Annotated in this window: 17 protein-coding genes; 11 read left to right on the top strand and 6 right to left on the bottom strand. The window is 75.7% G+C overall.

Features of this window, described 5'->3' with window-relative positions:
* The first annotated feature begins 541 nt into the window (after positions 1-541).
* The gene (locus ACFRAV_RS20245; RefSeq protein ID WP_382557519.1) at positions 542-1,336 is read left to right on the top strand and encodes a polyprenol monophosphomannose synthase; all 795 of its coding nucleotides are present in this window, start codon (positions 542-544) and stop codon (positions 1,334-1,336) included.
* Between the two features lie 26 nt (positions 1,337-1,362).
* Positions 1,363-2,025: an FxsA family membrane protein gene (fxsA, locus tag ACFRAV_RS20250; RefSeq protein ID WP_382557522.1), complete on the top strand. Its 663-nt coding sequence runs from the start codon at positions 1,363-1,365 to the stop codon at positions 2,023-2,025.
* Positions 2,026-2,230: 205 nt separating this feature from the next.
* Here the strand turns inward: fxsA and ACFRAV_RS20255 are convergent, their stop codons facing one another.
* From ACFRAV_RS20255 to ACFRAV_RS20270, 4 genes are all read right to left on the bottom strand, one after another.
* Positions 2,231-2,608 (bottom strand): RNA polymerase-binding protein RbpA, encoded by a 378-nt coding sequence (locus tag ACFRAV_RS20255; RefSeq protein WP_108957122.1) that lies wholly within the window; start codon positions 2,606-2,608, stop codon positions 2,231-2,233.
* 266 nt (positions 2,609-2,874) lie between these two features.
* Positions 2,875-4,221, bottom strand: coding sequence for an MFS transporter (locus tag ACFRAV_RS20260; protein WP_382557524.1), 1,347 nt, complete (start codon positions 4,219-4,221; stop codon positions 2,875-2,877).
* A 36-nt stretch (positions 4,222-4,257) separates the two neighbouring features.
* Positions 4,258-5,028 carry a glycerophosphodiester phosphodiesterase gene (locus ACFRAV_RS20265; RefSeq protein WP_382557526.1) on the bottom strand — a complete coding sequence of 257 codons (771 nt, stop codon included), beginning with the start codon at positions 5,026-5,028 and terminating at the stop codon, positions 4,258-4,260.
* The gene (locus ACFRAV_RS20270) at positions 5,025-5,711 is read right to left on the bottom strand and encodes a YitT family protein (protein WP_382557528.1); all 687 of its coding nucleotides are present in this window, start codon (positions 5,709-5,711) and stop codon (positions 5,025-5,027) included. Before ACFRAV_RS20270 ends, ACFRAV_RS20265 begins: the two co-directional genes overlap by 4 nt.
* A 97-nt stretch (positions 5,712-5,808) precedes the next feature.
* On the opposite strand from ACFRAV_RS20270, the gene ACFRAV_RS20275 reads away from it, so the two are divergent.
* Positions 5,809-7,308 (top strand): PLP-dependent aminotransferase family protein, encoded by a 1,500-nt coding sequence (locus ACFRAV_RS20275; protein WP_382557529.1) that lies wholly within the window; start codon positions 5,809-5,811, stop codon positions 7,306-7,308.
* Between the two features lie 153 nt (positions 7,309-7,461).
* Here the strand turns inward: ACFRAV_RS20275 and ACFRAV_RS20280 are convergent, their stop codons facing one another.
* Positions 7,462-9,174: a hypothetical protein gene (locus ACFRAV_RS20280; RefSeq protein WP_382557531.1), complete on the bottom strand. Its 1,713-nt coding sequence runs from the start codon at positions 9,172-9,174 to the stop codon at positions 7,462-7,464.
* A 79-nt stretch (positions 9,175-9,253) separates the two neighbouring features.
* On the bottom strand, positions 9,254-9,448 hold the full coding sequence (locus ACFRAV_RS20285; protein WP_351118565.1) for a hypothetical protein: 195 nt from the start codon (positions 9,446-9,448) through the stop codon (positions 9,254-9,256).
* A gap of 452 nt (positions 9,449-9,900) precedes the next feature.
* Here ACFRAV_RS20285 and ACFRAV_RS20290 point away from each other — a divergent pair, with 452 nt between their 5' ends.
* The 8 genes from ACFRAV_RS20290 to ACFRAV_RS20325 all read left to right on the top strand — a co-directional run bounded on the left by ACFRAV_RS20290 (position 9,901) and on the right by ACFRAV_RS20325 (position 23,240).
* Positions 9,901-10,293 (top strand): ankyrin repeat domain-containing protein, encoded by a 393-nt coding sequence (locus ACFRAV_RS20290; RefSeq protein WP_382557533.1) that lies wholly within the window; start codon positions 9,901-9,903, stop codon positions 10,291-10,293.
* 336 nt (positions 10,294-10,629) lie between these two features.
* On the top strand, positions 10,630-12,048 hold the full coding sequence (locus ACFRAV_RS20295; protein WP_382557535.1) for a HEAT repeat domain-containing protein: 1,419 nt from the start codon (positions 10,630-10,632) through the stop codon (positions 12,046-12,048).
* Between the two features lie 354 nt (positions 12,049-12,402).
* Complete coding sequence (locus tag ACFRAV_RS20300) at positions 12,403-13,530, top strand: glycosyltransferase family 4 protein (RefSeq protein WP_382557537.1); 1,128 nt, start codon at positions 12,403-12,405, stop codon at positions 13,528-13,530.
* Positions 13,527-14,687, top strand: a complete 1,161-nt coding sequence (locus ACFRAV_RS20305; RefSeq protein ID WP_382557539.1) for a glycosyltransferase — start codon at positions 13,527-13,529, stop codon at positions 14,685-14,687. Before ACFRAV_RS20300 ends, ACFRAV_RS20305 begins: the two co-directional genes overlap by 4 nt.
* On the top strand, positions 14,684-15,655 hold the full coding sequence (locus tag ACFRAV_RS20310) for an SGNH/GDSL hydrolase family protein (protein ID WP_382557540.1): 972 nt from the start codon (positions 14,684-14,686) through the stop codon (positions 15,653-15,655). Before ACFRAV_RS20305 ends, ACFRAV_RS20310 begins: the two co-directional genes overlap by 4 nt.
* Before the next feature lie 238 nt (positions 15,656-15,893).
* A complete protein-coding gene (locus ACFRAV_RS20315) occupies positions 15,894-17,423 on the top strand; it encodes a hypothetical protein (protein ID WP_382557542.1) in 1,530 nt (509 codons plus the stop codon).
* Between the two features lie 89 nt (positions 17,424-17,512).
* Positions 17,513-18,403, top strand: a complete 891-nt coding sequence (locus ACFRAV_RS20320) for a hypothetical protein (RefSeq protein ID WP_382557544.1) — start codon at positions 17,513-17,515, stop codon at positions 18,401-18,403.
* Between the two features lie 82 nt (positions 18,404-18,485).
* A complete protein-coding gene (locus ACFRAV_RS20325; RefSeq protein WP_382557546.1) occupies positions 18,486-23,240 on the top strand; it encodes a hypothetical protein in 4,755 nt (1,584 codons plus the stop codon).
* Positions 23,241-23,284 lie beyond the last annotated feature (44 nt).

Consider the following 23,284-nt stretch of genomic DNA (forward strand, 5'->3'; position numbering starts at 1 on the left):
GCCCCTCGGATCCACCGCCCCGCCCCGCGCCCCGGGGAGAAGGAACGTTCCCCGAACGCCCTGCGTCCGCCCGTGGCCCGGGTTTGACAGGTCGCGGCGGGCGGCGGGTAGGTTCGGCCGGGTCCACCACCGGACGCCCGACCGGGAGCCTTCGCGCACTCGTGGCGCCGCCGCTGGGTCGGGCCGGTGCGCCGGGGCGGCGCACCGGCCCGCTGTGCCAGGCCCAGCGGCCGTGACGCCCCGAGGGAGGCCGTGGCCGGTCGGCAGGTGAGACCAGGGCGGGGTGCCGGAGCTCAACAGACAACGGCCCGGGAGGATCCGCAGCCGGCGGGTCCCGGGCCGGCCCGAAGGGCTCCGGCCCCCGCCTGGCGGACGCTTTCCGGCGTTTTGCCGCCGATGCCCCCGCCGCGCCGCCCACGCCGCGTCGCGTTGCCGTGTCCTGCCGCATGCCGCGCACTAAGGTGGTCCCCTGCGTAGGGACTTGGCTGTGCACGGCGCCCGCTTTCCGCGGGGACGACGGCGCGGAAACGGAAGGTCAGCAGTGAACGACGGCGTGGGTGCCCCCACTGCGGGTGGCCAGGAGAGACGGTTCGGCCCGCTCGGCGAGGCCTTGGTGATCATCCCCACCTACAACGAGGCCGACAACGTCGCGCCGATCGTCCGCCGCGTCCGGGCAGCCGTTCCCGAGGCGCACGTCCTGGTGGCCGACGACAACAGCCCGGACGGCACCGGCAAGATCGCCGACGAACTGGCGGCCGAGGACGACCAGGTGCGGGTGCTGCACCGCAAGGGCAAGGAAGGTCTCGGCGCCGCCTACCTGGCCGGCTTCCGCTGGGGCATCGAGAACGGTTTCGACGTCCTGGTCGAGATGGACGCCGACGGCTCCCACCAGCCGGAGGAACTGCCCCGGCTGCTCACCGCCCTCAAGGGCGCCGACCTGGTCCTCGGCTCGCGCTGGGTGCCCGGCGGGCGGGTCGTGAACTGGCCGCGCTCGCGCGAGTTCATCTCCCGCGGCGGCAGCCTCTACTCCCGGGTCCTGCTCGACGTCCCGATCCGCGACGTCACCGGCGGCTTCCGCGCCTTCCGCCGGACCACCCTCGAAGGGCTGGGGCTCTCCGACGTGGCCTCCCAGGGGTACTGCTTCCAGGTGGACCTGGCCCGGCGGGCCGTGAAGGCCGGCTACCACGTGGTCGAGGTGCCGATCACCTTCGTCGAGCGCGAGCACGGCGACTCCAAGATGAGCCGCGACATCCTGGTCGAGGCGCTCTGGCGGGTCACCGCCTGGGGCGTCACCGAGCGGGCCGGCCGCGTGCTCGGGCGGCCCCGGCGCGGCTGAGCGGGGCCGGCAGGCACACTGGAGACATGACGACCGGTCCTCAGCGCTCCTTCCCTCCCAGCTCTCCCGGCTCCTCCTCACCGCGCCCCGCCCGCAGGCCCCGCTCCCGGGCGCGCGTCGCGGTGCCGCTCGCGCTGGCCGCGTGGCTGGTGCTCGAGATCTGGCTGCTGACCCTGGTGGCGGACGCGGCCGGCGGCTTCACCGTGTTCGCGCTGTTGGCGGCGGGCGTGCTGCTGGGCGGCGCGATCGTCAAGCGGGCCGGGCGGCGCGCCTTCCGCTCCCTCGACGCGACCGTGCGCGGTGCGCAGGGCGGCGGCGTGGAGTCGGACGCCGGGCGGCGCGACCCCTCGCGGAGCGAGGGCAACGGGCTCACCATGCTGGGCGGCATCCTGCTGATCGTGCCCGGACTGATCACCGACGTGGCCGGGCTGCTGCTCCTCGTGCCGCCGGTGCAGCGCACGGTGAGGTCGGCGCTCGAGCGGACCGTTGAGCGGCGGCTGAGGCGGGCGACCGCGGGCATGGAGGGCCTCCTCCAGCAGGCGCGTATCCACAGGCCGGACGGCAAGGTCGTCCAGGGCGAGGTCGTCCGCGAGGAGCCCACCGGGGGGCCCGACGGCGCCGGCGGCCCCGGCCGCGACGGCCGTGACGGCCGTGACGGCCAGGATCCGCGGCCTCCGCTGATCCCCTGATCCCCTGATCCCTGCGCCGTGCCCTGCACCGCCGGACTGCCGGCGGGTCGCTCACGCCGCTACGAGTGCCACCCCGGCGCCCCGTGCGGGGGAAGTGGGCGTCCTCCCCGGGCGGGGCCACGACAACGGCCGCGGGCGCCGTACGTGAGAACACGTACGGCGCCCGCGGCCGTGTGCGGTTCGCGGCGCTGGGCCGCGGCGAGGCCTACGCCGACTTGCGGCGCGTGTCGCGGGGATGAACGGCGATGTTCATCGCTCCGGAACGCAGCACCGCGAGTCGCTCCTCGAGAACTTCCTCGAGCTCCTCACGGGTACGACGCTCCATGAGCATGTCCCAATGCGTACGGGCCGGCTTCGCCTTCTTCTCCTCCGGTCCGTCGCCGTCCACCAGGAGTGCCTGGGCCCCGCAGACCTTGCACTCCCACTCCGGCGGAATCTCCGCCTCGACCGAGAAGGGCATCTCGAAACGATGCCCCTTCTCGCATGCGTACTCCACCGCCTGGCGCGGGGCCAGGTCGATGCCGCGGTCGGTCTCGTAGCTGGTCACCACGAGGCGCGTGCCGCGAAGAGCTCGCTCACTCATGAATCGTGCCTCCCGGGCTTGTCGCCCACAGGACAGGTGTCGCTGTCGTCGTCATCCGGCTCAACGTCCGGTCGGCGGTAAAGATTCCCGTTCCGCGCCAATGCGTCGCCGTCGTAGCCGCCCCTTGTTGTACCCACCATTGCCCGGTTTGTCACATCTGGCAGGAGATGTCACTCGACGTTGCGGCGCCTTTGTCGCGCAGTAACGGTACGCCTGGCAGGCCAAACGCGTACACTACCGCCCCGCCATCTCCGCCGCCAAAAACATCAGAGCTTCTCCGGAACCGTGTTCCCCGCCTCGGCGACGGCACGCCGCACGGGTATGCGAGCGAGGAGCAGGAATCCGAGCGCGAAGAAGATCACCAGCGAGATGATGGCGTCCCGGTAGCTGCCGGTCAGCTGATACGTCAGTCCGAAGACCAGCGGGCCGAGCCAGCTGGTGCCCCGGTCGCTGATCTCGTAGGCCGCGAAGTACTCGGCCTCCTTGCCCGGGGGGATCAGGTGCGAGAAGAGGGACCGCGAGAGCGCCTGGCTCCCGCCCATCACCAGGCCGATCCCGGACGCGAGGGCGAAGAACCAGACGGCGTTCCCGGACGGCATGAAGTAGGCGGTGCCGACGACCAGCGTCCACGCGGCGAGCGAGCCGAGGACGGTGCGCTTGGCGCCGTACCGCCTGGCGATCCGCCCGAGCGCCAGCGCGCCGGCCACCGCCAGCACCTGTACCAGCAGTACCGCGGTGATCAGCGTGGACTGCTCCAGGCCCAGCTCCTCGGAGCCGAAGATCGCCGCCTGCGAGATCACCGTCTGGATGCCGTCGTTGTAGACCAGATAGGCGAGCAGGAAGCCGAGCGTCAGCGGGTGACGCCGCATGTCGCGCAGCGTCTCGAGCAGACGGCGCGGGGCGGAGGCGGATGCCTCGGTCACCTCGACCCTGCGGTCGCGCAGGCGGCGCAGCGGGATCAGCGCGAACACGCCCCACCACACGCCCGCCGAGGCCAGGCAGATGCGGACCGCCACCGATTCGGTCAGGCCGAAGGAGTCGTGCATCGTGTACAGCACCAGGTTCAGGACGAGCATCAGCGCGCCCGCCGCGTATCCGAAGGCCCAGCCCTTGGAGGAAACGGCGTCGCGCTCCTCCGGCGTGGATATCTGCGGGAGGAACGCGTTGGAGAGCATCGCCGCCACCGACTGCGAGGCGTTGGCGACGATCAGCAGCACGCCGCCCAGCAGGTAGCGGTCGCCGTCCAGGAAGAACATGCAGGCCGTGGCGAGGGCGCCGAGGTAGGCGAAGGCCCCCAGCAGCGGCTTCTTGCGGCCGGTGCGGTCCGCGACGGCGCTGACCAGCGGCATCAGCAGCACGGCGGCGATCACCGACAGGGAGACCGTGTAGGCGAAGAAGGATCCCGCGCTCACGGGGATGCCGAAGGGATGGACGAAGCCCTCGTCGTCCGCGGCGGCCTTGGTGACCGAGGTCAGGTAGGGGCCGAGGAAGACGGTGAGCACGCTGGTGGAGTAGACCGAGCAGGCCCAGTCGTAGAAGTACCAGCCGCGCTGTTCGCGCCGACGTCCGTCGGCCGTGCCGGCCGCCCCCGTCTGCACTGTGATGCTGCCCACCCGATCCTCGCTTCGCGCCGTGGGAGCCGCGCGTGCTCAGACCCAGGTGCCCCGGTCCTCCATGACCGCGCGCAGCGTGTCGATGTGATCGGTCATGATGCCATCGACCCCGAGGTCCAGGAGCCTGTGCATTTCTACGGAATCGTTGATCGTCCAGACGTGGACCTGCAGGCCGCGGGCGTGGGCGGCCCGGACGAAGCGGCGGTCCACCACCGGGACACCGGACTGGGCGACCGGGACCTGCGCGGCCAGCGCGGAGGCGCGCAGTCCGACGGGGAGGCCCCAGGAGCGCAGCCGCAGGCCGAGGACGCCGGCCGTGCCGTAGGAGGTGGCCAGCCGCGGCCCGGCCAGCCGCTGGGCCCGGGCGACCCGGGACTCGGAGAACGACCCGACGCACACCCGGTCCCAGGCGTTCGTGCGTTCCACCACGTCCAGCAGTGGCAGCAGGGCGCCCTCCTCCTTGACGTCCACGTTCCAGCGGACCTCGGGGAAGGTCTCCAGCAGCTCGGAGAAGAGCGGCACCGGCTCCCGCCCTGCGACCCGCGCCTGCCGGACCTCGCTCCAGGGCAGCTCGGCGATCCGGCCGGCGCCGTCGGTCACCCGGTCCAGGGTGTCGTCGTGGAAGGCGACCAGGACGCCGTCCGCGGTGACATGGACGTCCGTCTCCATGTACCGGTACCCGGCGTCGGCGGCGCGGCGGAACTGGGCGGCGGTGTTCTCGAGCCCGTCGGCGTCCCCGCCGCGGTGGGCGAAGGGGATCGGGCCGGGGTGGTCCAGGTACGGGTGCGGGGTGCGGGTCGTCGTCACGGTCGCAGTATCGCGCCCCGTGGGTCGACGGAGCAGAGGGGGGCGGTGGCCACGGCCGCCGCCTCCTCGGGGGACGCCGGGGACTGGGGGGACGCGGGGGACAGGGGGGTCGCGGGGGTGAACAGGCGCAGGAAGAACTGCACCAGCGGGCCGATGGCCAGCGCGTACAGGAGGGTGCCGACGCCCACGGTGCCGCCCAGCAGGAAGCCCGTCAGCACGACGACGACCTCGATCGCCGTGCGCATGCTGCGGATCGAGCGGCCGGTGCGGCTGTGCAGCCCGGTCATCAGCCCGTCCCGCGGGCCGGCGCCGAACCCCGCGGCGATGTAGAGCCCGGAGGCCGCGCCGTTGAGGACGAGACCGGCGAGCAGGAGCGGCCAACGCACCGTGAGCGCGTCGGCCTCGGGGACAAGGGAGAGGGTGGCGTCCATGGTGAGACCGATGGCGAACACGTTGGAGACGGTCCCGAGGCCGGGACGCTGCCGCAGGGGTATCCAGAGGAGCAGGACCAGCGCGCCGATCAGGATCGAGACCGTGCCCACCGTCAGGCCGGTCAGCTCGGAGACTCCCTGGTTGAGGACTCCCCAGGGCTCCAGGCCCAGTTCGGCCCGCAGCAGGAGCGCGGTGCTGACCCCGTAGAGCGTGAGGCCGAGGTAGAGCTGGACGAGACGTCGGGCGAGCAAGGCGACCCCCTGTGGTGATGTTGGACCGGCGCATGCCACTCTGTGGCTCGTGTCCTGCGGCTCGACAGGGCCAATTCGCGGAAGGTGGACTGGACGGATGCAACGGTGGACCTCCGTGGTGGGAGCCGCTCAGCTGGCGCGGCAGCTCGCCTCGCAGCAGGAGCGGCCCTCCGCGCCGGGCGGACGGCGTCCGCCCGCCTACCGGGCCCTCGCCGACGGCATCCGGCTGCTGGTCCTGGAAGGGCGGGTGCCGGTCGCCGCGCGGCTGCCCGCCGAGCGGGAGCTCGCCCTGGCGCTCTCGGTCAGCCGGACCACCGTCGCCGCCGCCTACGAGGCGCTGCGCGCCGACGGCTTCCTGGAGTCCCGGCGCGGCGCCGGCAGCTGGACCGCCGTGCCGCCGGGCAACCCGCTGCCCGCCCGCGGCCTCGAGCCGCTGCCACCGGAGTCCCTCGGCACGCTGATCGACCTCGGCACCGCCGCGCTCAACGCGCCGGAACCCTGGCTGACCCGCGCCGTCCAGGGCGCCCTGGGGGAGCTGCCGCCCTACGCCACCACGCACGGCGACTACCCGGCCGGACTGCCCGCCCTGCGGGCCACCATCGCCCGGCGGTACACCGAGCTCGGGGTGCCCACCATGCCGGAGCAGATCATGGTCACCACGGGCGCCATGGGGGCCATCGACGCCATCTGCCACCTCTTCGCCGGCCGGGGCGAGCGGGTCGCCGTCGAGTCCCCCAGTTACGCCAACATCCTCCAGCTGATCCGGGAGGCCGGGGCCCGGCTGGTGCCGGTGGCCATGGGGGAGGGGCTCTCCGGGTGGGAGATGGACCGCTGGCGGCAGGTGCTGCGCGAGTCCGCGCCGCGGCTGGCCTACGTGGTCGCCGACTTCCACAACCCCACCGGCGCGCTCGCCGACGAGGAGCGCCGGCGGATGCTGGTCGACGCCGCGCGCGCGGCCGGCACGGTGGTGGTCGCCGACGAGACCATGCGGGAGCTGCCGCTGGACGAGGACGTCGAGCTGCCGCGGCCGATGTGCGCCTTCGACCCCGCGGGTTCCTCCGTGATCACGGTGGGGTCCGCCAGCAAGGCCTTCTGGGCGGGCATGCGGATCGGCTGGGTGCGGGCCGCGCCCGAGATCGTCCGGTCGCTCGTCGCCGCCCGCGCGTACGCGGACCTCGGCACCCCGGTGCTGGAGCAGCTGGCGGTGGCCTGGCTGATGGACACGGGGGAGTGGGCGGACGCGGTCGCCTGGCGGCGCGCCCAGGCCCGCGGGAACCGGGACGCCCTGGTCGCGGCGGTCCGGCGGGAGCTGCCCGACTGGGAGTTCGCGGTGCCGTCCGGCGGGCTCACCCTGTGGGTCCGGGCGGGAGGGCTCTCCGGCTCCCGGATCGCCGTCGCGGGGGAGCGGGTCGGCGTCCGGGTGCCCTCGGGGCCCCGCTTCGGGGTCGACGGGGCCTTCGAGGGGTACGTCCGGCTGCCGTTCACCGTGGGCGGCCCGCTCGCCGACGAGGCGGCCGCGCGCCTGGCCGCGGCGGCCCGCCTCGTCGCCTCCGGCGCCCACCTGGGCCCGGAACCGACCCGCACGTTCGTCGCCTGAGGGAGCCTCTCGGCCGCGCGCCCGGCCGCCCGGTCGCCGGGGCCTCCCGGCGCCCGTCCGCGGGGGTGCCGCCGCCAGGTGGGCGGCCCGTGGGGGAGAGCGAGTGGGTGGTCGTCCGGCGGGACGCGTCTTCTTCCGGGGCGGGCCGCTCTCCTACAGCTCCGCCCGGGCGGGTTCCGCCGGTTCCGGGTCGGGGGCGAGGTGCGGCTCGTCCAGGGTCTTCGGGTCCTTCACGATGTCGACCGCGGGAACCCCGGCCACCTCGGGCGGCTCGACCGCCTCGTTGACCGGTTCGGCGGCCGCCGCGGCGGCACCCCCGGTCGCCTCCGTCCCCCCGGTTCCCCCCGTCATGCCGGCGGCCCGCGGCGGGAGCAGCTCCAGCACGGCCGCGCGGTGTGCCTCCTCGGCCGTCTCGTCGTAGGGGTCCGGCGTCGTCGGGACCTGCACCCGCAGCACCGGTCCGGCGCCGAGGCGGGCGTAACCCCGCCCGGGCGGGACCAGCGCGGGCGGAGTGGTCCGGGGCGCCGCCCCCAGCACGGCCGCCAGCTGGGCCACCGACGCGGGGCCCAGCACGACCCGCGCCCGGGTGTGCTGGCGTACCGCCTCGCTCAGCGCCTCCGCGCTCTCCAGGTGCTCGGCGACCACCACCGTGACGTTGGCGGCCCGTCCGTGCCGCAGCGGCACCTGGAGCAGCGCCTGCGGGTCGGACCCGCCCTCCGCCGCCGCCAGGTGACCCAGCGCGGCTGGGCGGTCGACCACGATCCACAGCGGCCGTCGGGAGTCCTCCGGCACGGGGAGCCCGGACTGCCGGGCCCGGTTGGCGGCGATCAGCCGGCGCTCCGTCTCGCGCGAGGCCCACTCCAGCGAGGCCCGGGCGCCCGCGGGCGAGCACTCCACGGCGACCACGCCGTTGCGCCCGGTGAGGCAGGCGTACTCCCCGGCGGCCCCGCCGTCCACGATCAGCACGTCGCCGTGGCGCAGTGCCTGCAGGGCGACGCACCGCAGCAGCGTCGACGTGCCGCTGCCGGGGGAGCCGAGCGCCAGCAGGTGAGGCTCGGTGGAGCGGGCGCCGGTGCGCCACACCACCGGCGGCACGTCCCGGCCCTCCTCGCCCTCGCCCAGCGGGAGCGTGCGGGAGACCTCGGTCGGGTCGGTGAAGCCGAGGACCGTCTCGCCCGGCGCGGTGACGAACGTCTGCGCCGTGAGGTCCGCAGGCAGCGGCGGCAGCACCTCCAGGGTGAGCCGGTTCGCCTCCTCGTCCCAGACGAACCGGTACTCGCGGCCGCGCCCGGCCTTGGCGTGCAGCAGCTGCTCGACCCGGGCGCGCGCCTCGGGCTCGCCGTCGGTGAAGTAGGCGGGATAACGCAGCACCAGCCGGGAGACCCGGCCGGTGTCGTCGAACTCGTGGGCCTCGAAGGGGCCCTGCCACTCCCCGCCGTGCGCGTAGAGGGGCGCGGGATCCTCGGCGGTGGAGAAGTAGGGGACCAGAGCCTCGTACAACGACGTCAGACGCCGGGCCTGGTCCTCGTCCGGGGTGCCCGGGGCCCGGCGGCCCGCGCCGTCGCGGCCCTTCCACGCGGCCGCCGCCATGGTCGCGGCGACGGCCAGCACCGGGCCGTAAGGCGTCAGCACGACCACCAGCAGCACCGACGCCACCAGGAACAGCAGGGGCCCGCGCCGGTCCTTGGGCGCGGCCGCCCACCGCCGGCGGGCCGCCGCGGCCAGCCGGCCCAGCCCGCGGGCCACCGTGATCAGCGGATGGAGCACGTCGGTGGCCCCGGCGCCCGCCGTCCGGGCCAGCTCCCGGCCGCGGGCGACGCGTGCGCCGCTGTTGGTCAGGATGCGGGGGAGGGGGCGCCGGGCCACTGAGATCTCCTGGTTCCGTGCCGACCGCGGTGGGTCGCGGGGTGTGCGGGGGAGGGAAGGCGGGACGGGGCCGCCCGGGTCAGAACTTCAGTCCGCCCAGCAGGCTCGCCAGGCTCTCGCCGCCGGCCTTGATGCTCGGCGCGATGGCCGTGCTGGACAGGTAGAAGCCGAACAGGACCGAGACGACGGCGTGCGAGCCCTTGAGGCCGTCCTTCCTGAAGAAGAGGACGACGATGATGCCGAAGAGCACGACGCCGGAGATGGACAGGATCATGGGGATCTCCTGGTGTTCGGGTGGGGACAGTCACCACGAGTTGTTCCAGGATCACAGCATGTATCGATACGACAAAAGGTGCAACTGAGTGATTTCCTGACGTTTTCCCCCGGTTGGTGGAGGTGTCGTGCGGGGTTCCGTGTGCCCGATGGCGTACACCGCCGCCCCGGCGGGGTCGCTGGCGGACGCCGATGATCCTCACCGCCGTGTTCGCGGGACCCGGGCAGCCGCCTCCGGCATGTCGTCGATTCACTCGTACGGTGGAGCGTGTGTTGCGGTGCGCACGCCCGGGTGTGAGCCCTCGACCGGCCGTCCGCCCGCACGCCGTAGGCTCTGCGGGGTCCCGTCCACCCGGACGCGCCCCGCCGGCCGTTGCGCCGGACGGCGGTACGGGCCGACGGGCACCGTGGACACCACCCCGTACGGACACGAGGAGAGAGGCGGACCGGGCGATGAGCGAAGCCCCCGACCCGGAGGTCGTGGAACTCGCGACCAGGGTCTTCGAGATGGCGCGCAAGGGTGAGACCGGGCCGCTCGTCCGATACCTCGACGCGGGCGTCCCGGCGGACCTCACCAACGACCGGGGCGACTGTCTGGTGATGCTCGCCGCCTACCACGGCCACGCGGAGACGGTCCGGGCCCTGCTGGACCGCGGCGCCCAGGCCGACCGGGTCAACGACCGAGGGCAGACGCCGCTGGCCGGCGCGGTCTTCAAGGGGGACACCGAGGTCGTCCGGGCCCTGCTGGCCGGCGGCGCGGACCCGGCCGCCGGCACCCCCTCGGCCGTCGACACGGCCCGCATGTTCGGACGGGCAGAGGTGCTCGAACTCTTCGGCGCCGCCTGACCCTTGGCCGCCGCACCGCCCTGACCTCGGGCGACGGCGGGACCCCGGCGACCGAGGGCGGACGCCGACCGAGGGGGACGCTCCGGACGCCCCCACCGAAATCCGGTCGCCACGCGGCGAACCGGCGAGTCATGATGGCCTGGTGATTCACGGACGCGACGGTTGGGCAGGAGTTGCCGAACCGCGTGGGCCGTGAGCGGTCCGTGAGGACCACAGACGAGAGGCAGAGGAAAATGGTCTACCACGAGCAGAAAACGGCGGGAGCCCGGACGTGTTGTCGCGGCCAGGTGCAGTGATCTCCCGGTTGCGTCGACGCTTGATGTGAGGCTGTTTCCCATGTTCGATCCGGTCATAGCGCCCAGCGGCACCCTGCTCGGCCTGCTCCAGCGGGGCCGAGGCGACGGGACCCTGCACGCGCTCACCGCCCCCCGCGCCGAGGCGCTGGCGGCCCTCGACGGGTGCGTGCTCCACGATCCGCGCCACGACTGGCAGCTGGAGAACCGCTCCCTCTACTACGCCAGGCTCTATCTCGACCTCGACGGAGCCCTGGCGGCGGTCGAGGCCCACCTCTTCGGACCCGACGACGTCCTGGACGCCGAGGAGAACCGCACCGGACTGGCCCTGTCGGTCCTCGGTCACCTCGCCTCCTACGGCCGTCGTGACGCCCTGGACCTGCTGCGCCGTTACGCGGCCCAGGGCTCCAACTGGGCCTGGGCCCTCGACGAGCTCGCCCTGCGCGACGACGACGCCGGCCTGCGTGCCCTGGCCGAGCCCGTGCTGGCCCGGTTCCCCGCCGACGCCGCGGGCGACGCCGAACTGGCCGGGGTGGTACGCGACGTCTTCGAGCCCCGGCCCTGGCGGCTGTGGGCCGACGACCGGCGCCCCGCCGTCCGCGACCGGGTCCGCGCGGCCCGCGACGCCGCCAGCTTCGACCGCTGGCAACGCCAGCTCGACTCCACCGGCCCACGGCCCTCCTGGGGCGTGCGCGCCATCCTCGACTGGGCCCAGGAAGGAGCCGAACGGGGCGTGCAGCTCCAGGCGCCCGCCGCCCGCTGCCTGCTCGCGGTGGCCGGCCCCGAGGACCGCCCCGAACTCCTGGAGGCCGCCAGGTCCGGCCCCGACGGCGCCCGCGCCGCCGCCCTGCGCCACCTCGCCGACACCGGCGACCCGCTGGCCCTCGACCTCGTCGACGCCGCCGTCGCGGACGGCTCCTCCGTCGTCCAGGAGGCCGCCGTCGACGCCTTCGAGCGGATGCGCTCCGCCGCGGCCGTCGACGCGGCCCGCGCCTGGTCCCACCGCCCCGACCCGCTCGGCGCGGCCGCCGGCCGCGTGCTCGCCCTGCGCGGCGACGCCCGGGACGGCGCCCTGGTGCTCGCGGCGCTGCGGACCGCGGTACGCACCGAGGGGCCGGACGCGCCGACCCTGTGGACCCTCGTGGACGGCGCCGGCCGCCTGGGCATCGGCTGCGCCGCGCCGGTGCTGCGGCACGTCTACCGCGAGACGGCCTCCTCGTCCCTGCGCGGCCGGGCCGCGCGGTCGCTGGCCGCCACCGACCCGTCCTTCGCGGCCGGGTTCGCGGTCGAGTGCCTGTGGGACTGCGAGGAGTCCACGCGGGAACTGGCCGCGCGGCACGCCGAGACGGGCGACGCCCGTGTCGCCGAGCGCCTCCGCCGGCTCGCGGCCGACCCCGCCGAGGAGGACGACGTCCAGCTCGCCGTCCGCTCCCGCATCGCCACGGACAAGTCCGCCGCCTGATCCCACCCACCGCCCGCCGTCGTCCCGTATCCGGGGCGACGGCGGGCGGCGGCATGTCCGGGGACGGCGGCGGGCGGTGCCGTTCCCCGGCCGGCGGTGTCTCCGGGAGCGGCGGTGGGCGGTGCCTTCCCGCGGTCCGCGGCGGGCCGCGAGGCGCCCGGGGGCCCGGCACGACGGTCCACCGCCGGCGGCACGCACCCACCGCGCGGCACGAGGGCGCGCCTGCGGGGCGTCGGAGGCCTCGTGGACGGACGGGGTGCCGCGGACCGCCGGGAGACCAACGCTCACGGGACGTTCCGCGCGAGGACACGTCCCCGTCGACCGCCCCACGCCCACGATGACGACAACGCGGATATGCGTGTCGTCATCGTCACCGAGTCCTACCCGCCCGACCTCAACGGCGTGGCCCACTGCGCCCACCAGACCGCCCGGCACCTCGCGGCCCGCGGCCACGCCACCCTCGTCGTCGCCCCCGCCACCGGCCCCGCGGACGCGGAGAGCGACCGCCTCGCCCCCTGCCCGGTCGTCCGCGTCCCGTCGATCCCCCTCCCCGGCTACCCGCAGGTCCGCGTGGCGCTTCCCAGCCGCCGCGTGACCGCGGTCCTGAGGGACCACCGTCCCGACATCGTGCACCTGGCCGGCCCCTTCGTCCTCGGCGCCCGCGGCATGGCCGCCGCCGCTCGTCTCGGAGTGCCGGCCGTCGCCGTGTACCAGACCGACCTCGCCGGATACGCCCGCACCTACGTGGGGGCCGGATCCGGCACCGCCTGGCGCCGCCTGCGTCGCGTCCACACCGCCGCCGACCGCACCCTGGCCCCCTCCCGCTCCGCCCTGGCCGACCTGCGGACCCACGGCGTCCCCCGGGTGCGGCTGTGGCCCCGCGGTGTGGACACCGACCGGTTCCACCCCGCCCACCGCGACCCGGCACTGCGCCGCCGCCTCGCCCCGAACGGCGAACTGGTCGTGGGCTACGTCGGCCGGCTGGCTCCCGAGAAGCACGTCGAACTGCTCGCCGGCGTGCGCGCCCTGCGCGGCGTCAAGGTGGTCGTGGTCGGGGACGGGCCCAGCCGCGGCTCGGTGGCGCGGGCGCTGCCCGGCGCGACCCTGCTCGGCGCCCTCACCGGCTCCGAGCTCGCCCGCGCCTTCGCCTCCTTCGACGTCTTCGCGCACACGGGGCCGTTCGAGACGTTCTGCCAGACCGTCCAGGAGGCGATGGCGAGCGGCCTGCCCGTGATCGCCCCGGCGGCCGGCGGCCCCCTCGACCTGGTGGAGCCGGACCGGACCGGTCTGCTCGTGCGGCCCTTCGACCCCGACGCGCTGCGCGACGCCGTCCGTCTGCTCGCGGAGCGTCCGGACCTCCGCGCCGCCTACGGGGCGGCGGGCCGGGCCGCGGTGGAGAGCCGCACCTGGCAGGCCGTGGGGGACAGCCTGCTCACCCACTACACGGAGGTACTGCGCACCAGGACGGCGGTGGCCGCATGAGCCTCACCCACCCCGTCGACCGGCCGCTGACCATCGTGCGGCTCGCCAACTTCGTCTCGCCGTCCTCCGGCGGCCTGCGCACCGCCCTGCGGGAACTGGGCGCCGGATACGCGGCCGCGGGACACCGGCCGGTGCTGGTCGTCCCGGGCCCCGAGCCCGGCGACCGGGAGACCGGGCAGGGCCGGGTGATCACCCTGCCCGCCCCCGTGCTCCCCGGCACCGGCGGCTACCGCGTGCTCACCGGCCGTCGGCGCCTGGCCCGTCTACTGCGGGAACTGGCCCCCGACCGGCTGGAGGTGAGCGACCGGACCACCCTGCGCTGGACCGGCGAGTGGGCCCGCCGCGCCGGCGTCCGCGCGGTGATGGTCGCCCACGAGAGCGCCGACGGCGTCCTGCGCACCTGGGGAGTCCCCGGCGCGGTCGCCCGCGAGGCCGCCGACCGCCTGAACGCCCGGACCGCGGACGCCTACACCCGCGTCGTGTGCACGACCGAGTACGCCGAGCGGGAGTTCCTGAGGATCGGCGCCCGCAACGTGGTCCGCGCCCCGCTCGGCGTCGACCTGCGCCGGTGGCACCCGGCGTCCCGGCACCCCGGCGAGCGGGCCAGGTACGCCCGGGCGGACGAGAGACTGCTGGTGCTGTGTTCGCGCCTCTCGGTGGAGAAACGTCCCGGCACCGCACTGGACGCCCTGCAGGCCCTGCTGCGCCAGGGCGAGCGCGCCGTGCTGGTCGTCGCCGGCGAGGGGCCGTTGAGGGAACGGCTGAGGCGGCGCGCAGCACGGGACGCGCTGCCCGTGGTCCTCCTCGGCCACGTCGCCGACCGGGCCCGGCTCGCAGCGCTGCTGGCGGCCGCCGACGTGTGCCTGGCGCCCGGCCCCGCCGAGACGTTCGGCCTGGCCGCCCTCAAGGCCATGGCCTGCGGAACCCCGGTGGTCGCCGGCGCCTCCTCCGCGCTGCCGGAGGTGATCGGCCCGGCCGGCGCGACGGCCCGTGACGACGGCGAGGCCTTCGCGGCCGGGGTGCGCCGCCTCCTCGCCGTTCCCGAACCGGCCCGCCGGGCCGCCGCCCGGGCCCGCGCCGAGGGCTTCGGCCGGGACGCCGCGGTGCGCGGCTTCCTCGCCGCGCACGACGCCGCCTGGAGCGTGAGGGCCCGATGAGCGTCCACGAGGAACTGCCGGCGGGGATCCGCCCGGAACTGCCCGCGCAGCGGACCTGGCTGCCGCACGCCGTCGCCGGGCCGTGTCCTGACGCCCCGCCGCACCGCGACGCGCGGCCGCGCCCCGTCGCACCCACGCGTTTCGTGGCCCTCGGGGACTCCCTCACCGAGGGGGTGGGCGATCCGGTCGGCAAAGGCCGGCGGGGATGGGCCGCCCTGCTCGCCCAAGGGCTCGGTGAACAGGCGGAGTTCACCAACCTGGCGGTCAGCGGCGCGCTCACCCGCGACGTGGCCGAACGGCAGTTGCCCGCCGCCCTGGCGCTCCGCCCCGACCTGGTCTCCGTCCTCGTCGGCGTCAACGACACGCTGCGCGGCGCCTTCGACGTCCGCGCCGTGGCCCGTCGTCTGGACGCCGTGTACGCGGCCTTCACCGGTGACGGGGCCGCCCTGCTCACCGCCTGCCTGCCCGACCCCGGCACCGTGCTGCGGCTGCCGCCCGCCCTGGCCGCACCACTGGCACGGCGCCAGAGGTGCGTCAACGAAGTGGTCCACGTCCTGTCCGCACGGTACGGCGCACTGCATCTGCACGCCGCCGAGGAGGCGTGGACCACCGACCCGGCGATGTGGAGCGTGGACCGGCTCCATCCGGGCGAGCGAGGCCACCGCTCGCTGGCCCGTGCCTTCCACGCCCTGCTCGCAGGCGCCGGGCTCGCGGCGGGCCTCCCGCCCGGTACGGAGCCCGATTCCCCGCCCCCGGCGCGCGGCGCGGGGGCGTGGTGGATGGCCACCCGGGGCACCGCCTGGGTGGCGCGCCGCAGCGTGGACCTGCTGCCCCAGCTGCTGCGGCTCGCCGCCGCCGAGACCGGACACCGGGTGCGCGGCTCCACGGCCCACCTGGACCTGGTCGCCTCGCGGGCCGTCACCTCCGCCCTCGCAGCGCTCGCCCCGCCTCCGCCGCCGCGTCCGTGACGGGCCCCTCGCCGCCCCCTCCGCGGCAGCCTGTCGACGCCTCGCCCATGACCGGTGACCGCCTCCGCCCCCTCCGCGGCAGGCCCGTCGACGCTTGGCCCGTGCCAGCCCGGCCGACGCCCTCGTCCACGACCCGTGACCGCCGACGGCCGCCCGCGGCAGCCGCACCGCTTCCGTGACGCCCGTCGCATTGGCGCCGTTTCGACCGGTGTCACCCCGAGGACCTAGTCTGTGCACCGTGACCTCGCCCGTGACCCAGCCCGTCGAACTGCCCCGCCCCGGCTCCGCGCTGCCGCGCCTCGCCGTCGGTCCGGCGGCCGACGAGGGCCTGGCCCGGCGACTGCGCGCCCTCGCCTGCACCGCCCCGCTGCACGACCTGGACGCCCGCAAGGCGAACCTCTCGGGCGAGTTCTCGGTGTACGGCATGGCCGAGGTGGCCCTCGCCGCCATCGACCTGGTCACCCTCACGATGGATTTCGACACCGGCGCCGACCACGAGCAGATCGTCGCCCGGCTCACCCCGCGCGTCGCCGCCCAGGCGCCCCGCCGACCCGCCGCCGAGCACGAGCGGGTCGCCCGGTGGGTGCTGGAGAGCCTGATCAACGTCGGCAGCGTCGACCGCGGGTTCCGCGCCGTCTACGGCACCTTCACCGCCGACGGCGTCTACGTCCGCCGCGACTACGACTTCAAGCTGATCGAGGAGGTACCCGGCCCCGGCGGCGGCGTGTACCTGCGCACCACCGACGAGGCCGTGAACGTCCTGGTCGGAGCGCTGGACACGGACGTCACCAGCGCCCAGATCGCCGCCGAGGTCAAGCTCGAGGTGCTGATCAACCGCGGACGCCTCGCCGACGCCCAGCTGGCCGCCGAACAGGCCCGCTACCGCACGGTCCAGTACTCGGAGACGCTGCGCCGTGCCCTGGAGGCCACCCGGCGCAACGTCCGCGCCGTCGACTGGCTGAGGACCGTGCCCGACATGATCGCCGAGGCGCTGGAGCACGTCGCCGACCGGTACCGGCACGAGAACGCCATCCTCACCAACATCCGCAAGGCCAGGGACGAGTCCGAGGACCCCGGCCAGAAGCGCCGCGCCGCCGAGCTGGTGGACATCGTCAAGGACTGCATCCGCCGCCACACGCAGCTGCAGTCGAGGCTCCTGGAGGCCGGCCCGCTGTTCCGCGCCGAGCAGGACCGCCAGGCCTTCGCCACGCCCGCCCGCACGGCCGGCACCGACCTGTACGGACAGCTCCTGGCCCCCGTCCTGCCCCTGCCGCTGGAGCAGTCGATCAGGGTCACCGACGCCTTCTTCGCCCACGGCACAGGCCTGCGCACGCCCGGCTCGGTGCGCATGGGCGACCTGGTCGACCTGCTGCTGACCCCGCCCGCCGAGCGGGAGCACCTGGGCGCGGAGATGCCCGAGCCCGACCTGATCGCCACCCCGGACGACAGCCGGTTCAGCGAGGAGCAGCTGGCCGCCGCCAACGACCTGCTCGACCTGCCGCCGGACGCGCCCCGGCGCCTGTCCGGACTGCTCGCTGAGGCCCGCCGCCAGGACCCCGACCTGCCCTATCTGGTCGCCCTGCTCGCGATCCACGCCGCCAGCCCGCCGGTGGGCACCGCCTACCGGCAGGGGGAGCCCCGCCTGCTGTTCGCGGTGGACGACGGCGCCGAACTCGACGACCCGGAGTTCGGCGGCGCCGACCTGATAGTGGGCACCGCCCTGCTGGACGCGGCGGGCATGGCGGCCGACCGGCGCGACTCCGCCTGACCCGCCCCCGGCCACCCCCGGCCCCCAGGGGCGACCGCCCGCCGCCCGCACTTCCCGCACGTGTACGACCGCACCGAGGAGCACCAGCAGTGACCGAGTCCGCCGAGTGGAGCGACCCCACGGCGACCGCCCCGCAGGGCGCCGCCGTCGGCACGCCCGCCGTGTCGCCCGCGGACACCTCCGACGCGGCCCGCCTGGTCGCGTTCGGGCTCCAGCCCAAACTGCAGCCCGCCCGCGACCAGGAGTACGCCGACCTGCTGCGCCGCTACCGCGAGGACCCGCCCTTCGCCCGGCTCACCGACGCCGTCGCCACCGGACTCGGCCTGATCGTCCTGGAGGTCTCGCCGCGCGCCGGGATGGCGGTGACCGCCGCCGAGGGCTCGGTCTTCGCCGTCCGGATGGGCGACTACGCCCGACGCGCCGCCTCCGACACCGCCGACCGCTTCCTGCACGGCCTGGCCCACCTCGCCGTCGCCGCCCTGGCCTTCCCCCGGCCGGAGGACCTCGCCGACGACGGCTACATCGGCCGGATCACCGTCAACGGCGTGGACGCCTTCGTCCGCCAGGCATGCCGCCGCCTCGAGCAGCGTGCCGAGGAGCAGGGCGAGAACACCGATCCGGCCAGCGACGCCCCCGGTCTGGAGGCCGCGTGGCGGGTCTGGGCGCGCCGCAGCGCCACCGGGGCCACCAAGGACTCCCGGCGTCTGGCCGGCTCCACCACCGGCATCGTCGCCAAGGCGGTCGCCTTCCTCGCCGACTCCGGCTTCCTGCAGCGCACCGGCGACGAGGGCGGCGGCACCTACCGCACCACCGCCCGCCACCAGCTCCAGGTGCGCGACATGGCGAGCAGCGCGGCCATGGGCGAACTCCTCGAACTCGGCGTGGTCCCGGTCTCCGACGGCTCCGCCACCCTGCTCCCGCCGGACGACGCCGACGACCTCGACCTGGTCGCCGACGCGGGACTGCCGTTCCACTCCTGAGCCCGCCGACCGGCCGCCCCGCCCCCACCCGCCTGACACCCCACCGCCCCACCGGCGCACGGAAGACTGACGAGAGCCCTCCATGTACGAGCTGTCCCGGATCCGCCTCTACTCCATCGGACCGGCCGGCGCGCGGTACGCCGACACCGTGCTGGACCTGCGCGGCGTGGGCGAGCCCGTACCCGACCCCGCGCCCGCGCAGGCGGAGTTCTTCCAGGACGAGCCGGCCGGCCCGCCGCGCCGCCCGGCCCCCGCGGGCGTGCTCTTCCTGGAGAACGGCGGCGGCAAGTCCGTCCTGCTCAAGCTGATCTTCTCGGTGATGCTGCCGGGCCACCGCAACACGCTCGGCGGCGCCAGCTCCGGCGTGCTGCGCAAGTTCCTGCTCGCCGAGGACTGCGGCCACGTCGCCCTGGAATGGCAGCACACCCGCACCGGGGAACTCGTCGTCGTCGGCAAGGTCAGCGAATGGCGGGGCCGCCAGGTCTCCAGCGACCCGCGGAAGTTCGCCGAGGCCTGGTACTCCTTCCGGCCCGGCCCCGGCCTCAGCCTGGACAGCCTCCCGGTGGCCGAGTCCACCACGATGCGGCCCGCCGCCGAGGGCGCCTCCGGGGCCCGCGGCCGTCGCCGCACCATGAAGGGCTTCCGCGACGCCCTGACCGAGGCGGGCAAGTTCTACCCGCACCTCGAGGCGCACTGGGAGGAGATCCACGAGCGCTGGACCGAGCACCTCGGCGAACTCGGCCTCGACCCCGAACTCTTCCGCTACCAGCGGGAGATGAACGCCGACGAGGGCGAGGCGGCCGGCCTCTTCGCGGTCAAGAAGGACTCCGACTTCACCGACCTGCTGCTGCGCGCGGTCACCGACACCCGCGACACCGACGGGCTCGCCGACCTGGTCGCCGGCTTCGGCAACAAGCTGGGCCGCCGCGCCGAGCTCATCGCCGAACGCGACTTCACGGCCGGCTCCCTCGACCTGCTCCAGCGGATCGTCGACGCCACCGAGGCCCGGGCCCGCGCCCGGGAGATCCACACCGGAGCGGAGCGGCGCACCCGTGCGCTCGCCCGGCGGTTCTCCGCCCGCGGCGGCCGCGAGCGCACCCGCGCCGCGGATCTGGCGGTGCGGGTCACCACCGCCGCCCACACCGTCACCGAGGCCGAACGGACCCGCTCCCGCACCGCGCTGGTCGCCGCCGAACTCGCCTACCGCCACGCCTCCCTGGCCCTCGCCGCGGCGGAGAAGTCCGCCGCCGCGCAAAAGCGCGAACTGGCCGACGCCCGCACCCTGCACGCCGCCTGGCAGGCCGCCGAGTCCGTGCTGCGGCACCGCGCCGCCGCCGACCGCTCGGCCCGCGTCGCCGCCGCGATCCGGGAGGCCGAGCGGGACGCCGCGCCCGCGCTCGCGGCCCGCGCCCGCGCCGCCGCGGACCTGGTGCGCGCGCTGCACTTCGAGGCCGAGCGCGCCGAGAGCCTGGCCAACGAGGAGGAGGAGCGCTCCGGCGCCCTCCAGGAGGCCGGCGACACCGCCTACCGCGACGGCACCGCCGCCGCCACCGAGGCCCAGCGCGCCCGCAGCGAGGCCGGGCACCTGCGCCAGCGGCTCGCCGAGGTCGAGCAGGAGACCGCCGAGGCCGTCGGCGCCGGCTGGATCGACGGCAGCGCCCCCGACGCCGACCCGGCCAAGGCGGCCCTGGCCGCCGGCGAGGCGGCGAAGAGCACCGTCGCCGTCTTCGAGGAGGCCCGGGAGAGCGCCCGCCGGGCAGCCGAGCGGGCCCGCGAGGCCGCCACCGCCGAATCCCGCGCCGAACTGACCGCCGCCCGCGCCGCCGACGCGGCGACTGCCGCCCGCCGGGCCCACGAGTCGGAGCGGCGCACCGCCGAGGCCCTCGCCGCCGAGGAACGGCTGGCCGAACTGCTCGGCCTGCCCGCCGGGCGCCCCCACGGGACCGCCGCCGTGCCCGGCCCGCGGCAGGGAGAGGCCGCGGGCCCGGGTGAGGACGCGCATTCCGCCGCGTCCGCCCCCGCCTCCCGGCCGGGCGGCTCCCCGGTGGCCGCCACCGGGCGGACGACCGGCGGCACCGTCACCGCGACGGCCGGCCCCGCCGCCGCGCTCGGCGACGGCCGCCTCACCGCCGAACAGCTCGACCACTTCGCCGACGACCTGCGCGGCACGCTCGAGGACGCCGTCTCCTCGGCCGAACGCCAGCTCTTCGACCTGCGTACCGCCGCCGCCGACGACGCCCGCATCCTGGGCGCGCTCGGCGACGGCGGCCTGCTGCCGCCCGGCCCCGACGTGCTGGCCACCGTCGAGTACCTCGGCGAGCAGGGCATCCCCGCGCTGCCCGGCTGGCGCTACCTCGCCCAGGCCGTCGACCCCGCCGACCACGCCCGCGTGCTGGCGGCGCGCCCCGAACTCGTCGACGGCGTGATCATCACCGACCCCGCCTCGCACGTCCGCGCCCGCGAGGCGCTCGCCGAGGCCGCCCTGCTGCCCCGCTCCACCGTCGCCGTCGGCACCGCCGCGGCGCTCCTCGCGCCCGCGCCCGACCCGGCGGCGGACGACCAGGCCGTCTTCCTGGTCCCCCCGAACCCGGCCATGCACGACGAACACGCGGCGGACGAGGAACGCCAGGCGCTGCGCACCCGCGCGGCCCGCCGCGACGAGGACATCCGGGCGCTCGCCGCCCGCCTCACCAAGGACCGCGAACTCTCCTCCCGCCTCGCCTCCTGGCGTCGGAGCTGCCCGGCCGGACGCCTCGCCGAACTCGCCGCCGCCGCCGAGGCGGCGGCCGCCTTCGCCGACGAGACCGAGGCCGAGCTGGCCGAGGCCCGGACCGTCCGCGCCGAGACCGAGGAGAGCGCGGCCGAGACCGCGCGCGTCCGCGACGAACGTCAGGACGCCGCCCAGCGCGCACGCCGCGCCGCCGACGCCCTGGCCGGCCTCGCCTCCCGGCTGCGCGAGCGCGCCGGCTGGCAGGTCCGGCTGCGCGAACTCGCCGAGGAGGCCGCCGAGTCGGAGGCCCGCGCCCAGACCTGCCTGGACCGCGCCCGCGCCGCCGACGAGGACCGCCGCGCCGCGCAGCGCGCCGCCGACGACGCCCGACGCACCGCCCGCGCCCTGCGCGCCGAACGCGCCGAGATCGCCGGCGCCCCCGAGGACCTGGGGGAGGCGCCCGAGACCACGGGCGACGCGACGGCCGCCTCCCTGCCCGCCCTCCGCGAGGCGTACCGGGCGGCCTCCCAGGTGTACGAGAAGGTCGGCGTCGGCGCCGACCTGCGGGCCGAACAGGCCCGCGCGGAGAGCGACGAGAGCGCCGCCCGCGCCGAACTCGACCGCCTCAGCAACAAGGTCCGCACCCGCGCCGAGCATCTGCTGTCCTCCCCGGACGGCGCCGACGGCCCCTCCCGGCAGGCCGCCGCCGCCCGCGCCGAGGAACTCGTCCAGGTCCTCGAGACCCGGATGTCCCAGGCCAGCGAACAACTCGGCCGGCTGCGCGGCGACGCCGAGCGGCTCGCACCGGAGGAGGGCGAGACCCACACCGAGCTGCCCGAGGACCTCCTGCCCCGCGACGCCGAGCAGGCGCAGACGCTGCTGCGCACCGCGACGACCGAACTGTCCGCGCACACCGAGGCGTTGCGCGAGGCACGGGAGACCCACGCCTCCCTCCTCGACGACCACCGCGCCGCCGAGGACGCCGCCTCCGGCTTCGACGAGACCGCGGCCCTCCTGCGTGACCTGCTGCGCGACCAGTCCACCGAGGAGGACGCCGAGGAACCGGAGTCCTACCCCGGCGACCTGGCCGAGGCCCGCCGGGCAGCGGCCGAGGCCCGGCGCTCACTGCGGGGGTGCGCCGCCGACCTGTCCACCGCCGAGGCCGCCGTCCGCGAGGCGAGCGACATCCTGGTGCGGCACGCCAACTCCGTCCGCTACGAGCAGGTGCGCACACCGGCCCGGCAGCAGATCCGCGAACTGCCCGCCGCCGCGCTGCCGGACCACGCGCAGGCCTGGGCGGAGGCGTTCGCGCCACGGCTGCGCGTCCTCACCGACGAACTCGAGCAGCTCGAGCGCAACCGCGACTCGATCGTGGACCGGCTGCGCGGCCTCGTGGAGACCTCGCTCGCCACCCTCCGCTCCGCCCAGCGGCTCTCCCGGCTGCCCGAAGGACTCGGCGAGTGGTCCGGCCAGGAGTTCCTGCGCATCCGCTTCGAGGAGCCCGACCAGGCCACCCTCACCGAACGGCTCGGCGAGGTCGTCGACGAGGCCACCCGGTCCGCGCTGAAGAAGAACTCCGACCTGCGCCGCGACGGCATGTCCCTGCTGCTGCGGGGAGTGGCGGCGGCCCTCCACCCGAAGGGCGTCGCCGTGGAGATCCTCAAGCCGGACGCCGTGCTGCGCGCCGAGCGGGTCCCCGTCGGGCAGATGGGCGACGTGTTCTCCGGCGGTCAGCTGCTCACCGCGGCCATCGCGCTGTACTGCACCATGGCCGCCCTGCGCTCCAACGACCGCGGCCGCGACAAGCACCGTCATGCCGGCACGCTCTTCCTCGACAACCCCATCGGCCGGGCCAACGCCACGTACCTGCTCGAACTGCAGCGTGCGGTGGCCGACGCCCTCGGGGTCCAGCTGCTGTACACGACCGGCCTGTTCGACACCACCGCGCTGGCGGAGTTCCCGCTCGTCATCAGGATGCGCAACGACGCGGACCTGCGGGCCGGGCTGAAGTACATCAGCGTCGAGGAGCACCTGCGCCCCGGTCTGCCGCAGCCGGTCGCGGAGGGCGAGACGGGGCACAGCGAGATCACCGCCACCCGCATGTTCCGTCGGTCGGCCACCGCCTGACCTCTCACGCACCCGCGCACGGGCCGCCGTTCCCTCGGGCACGG

Origin of the sequence: Streptomyces sp. NPDC056600 (assembly GCF_042792855.1) — a bacterium.
GTDB lineage: Bacteria > Actinomycetota > Actinomycetes > Streptomycetales > Streptomycetaceae > Streptomyces.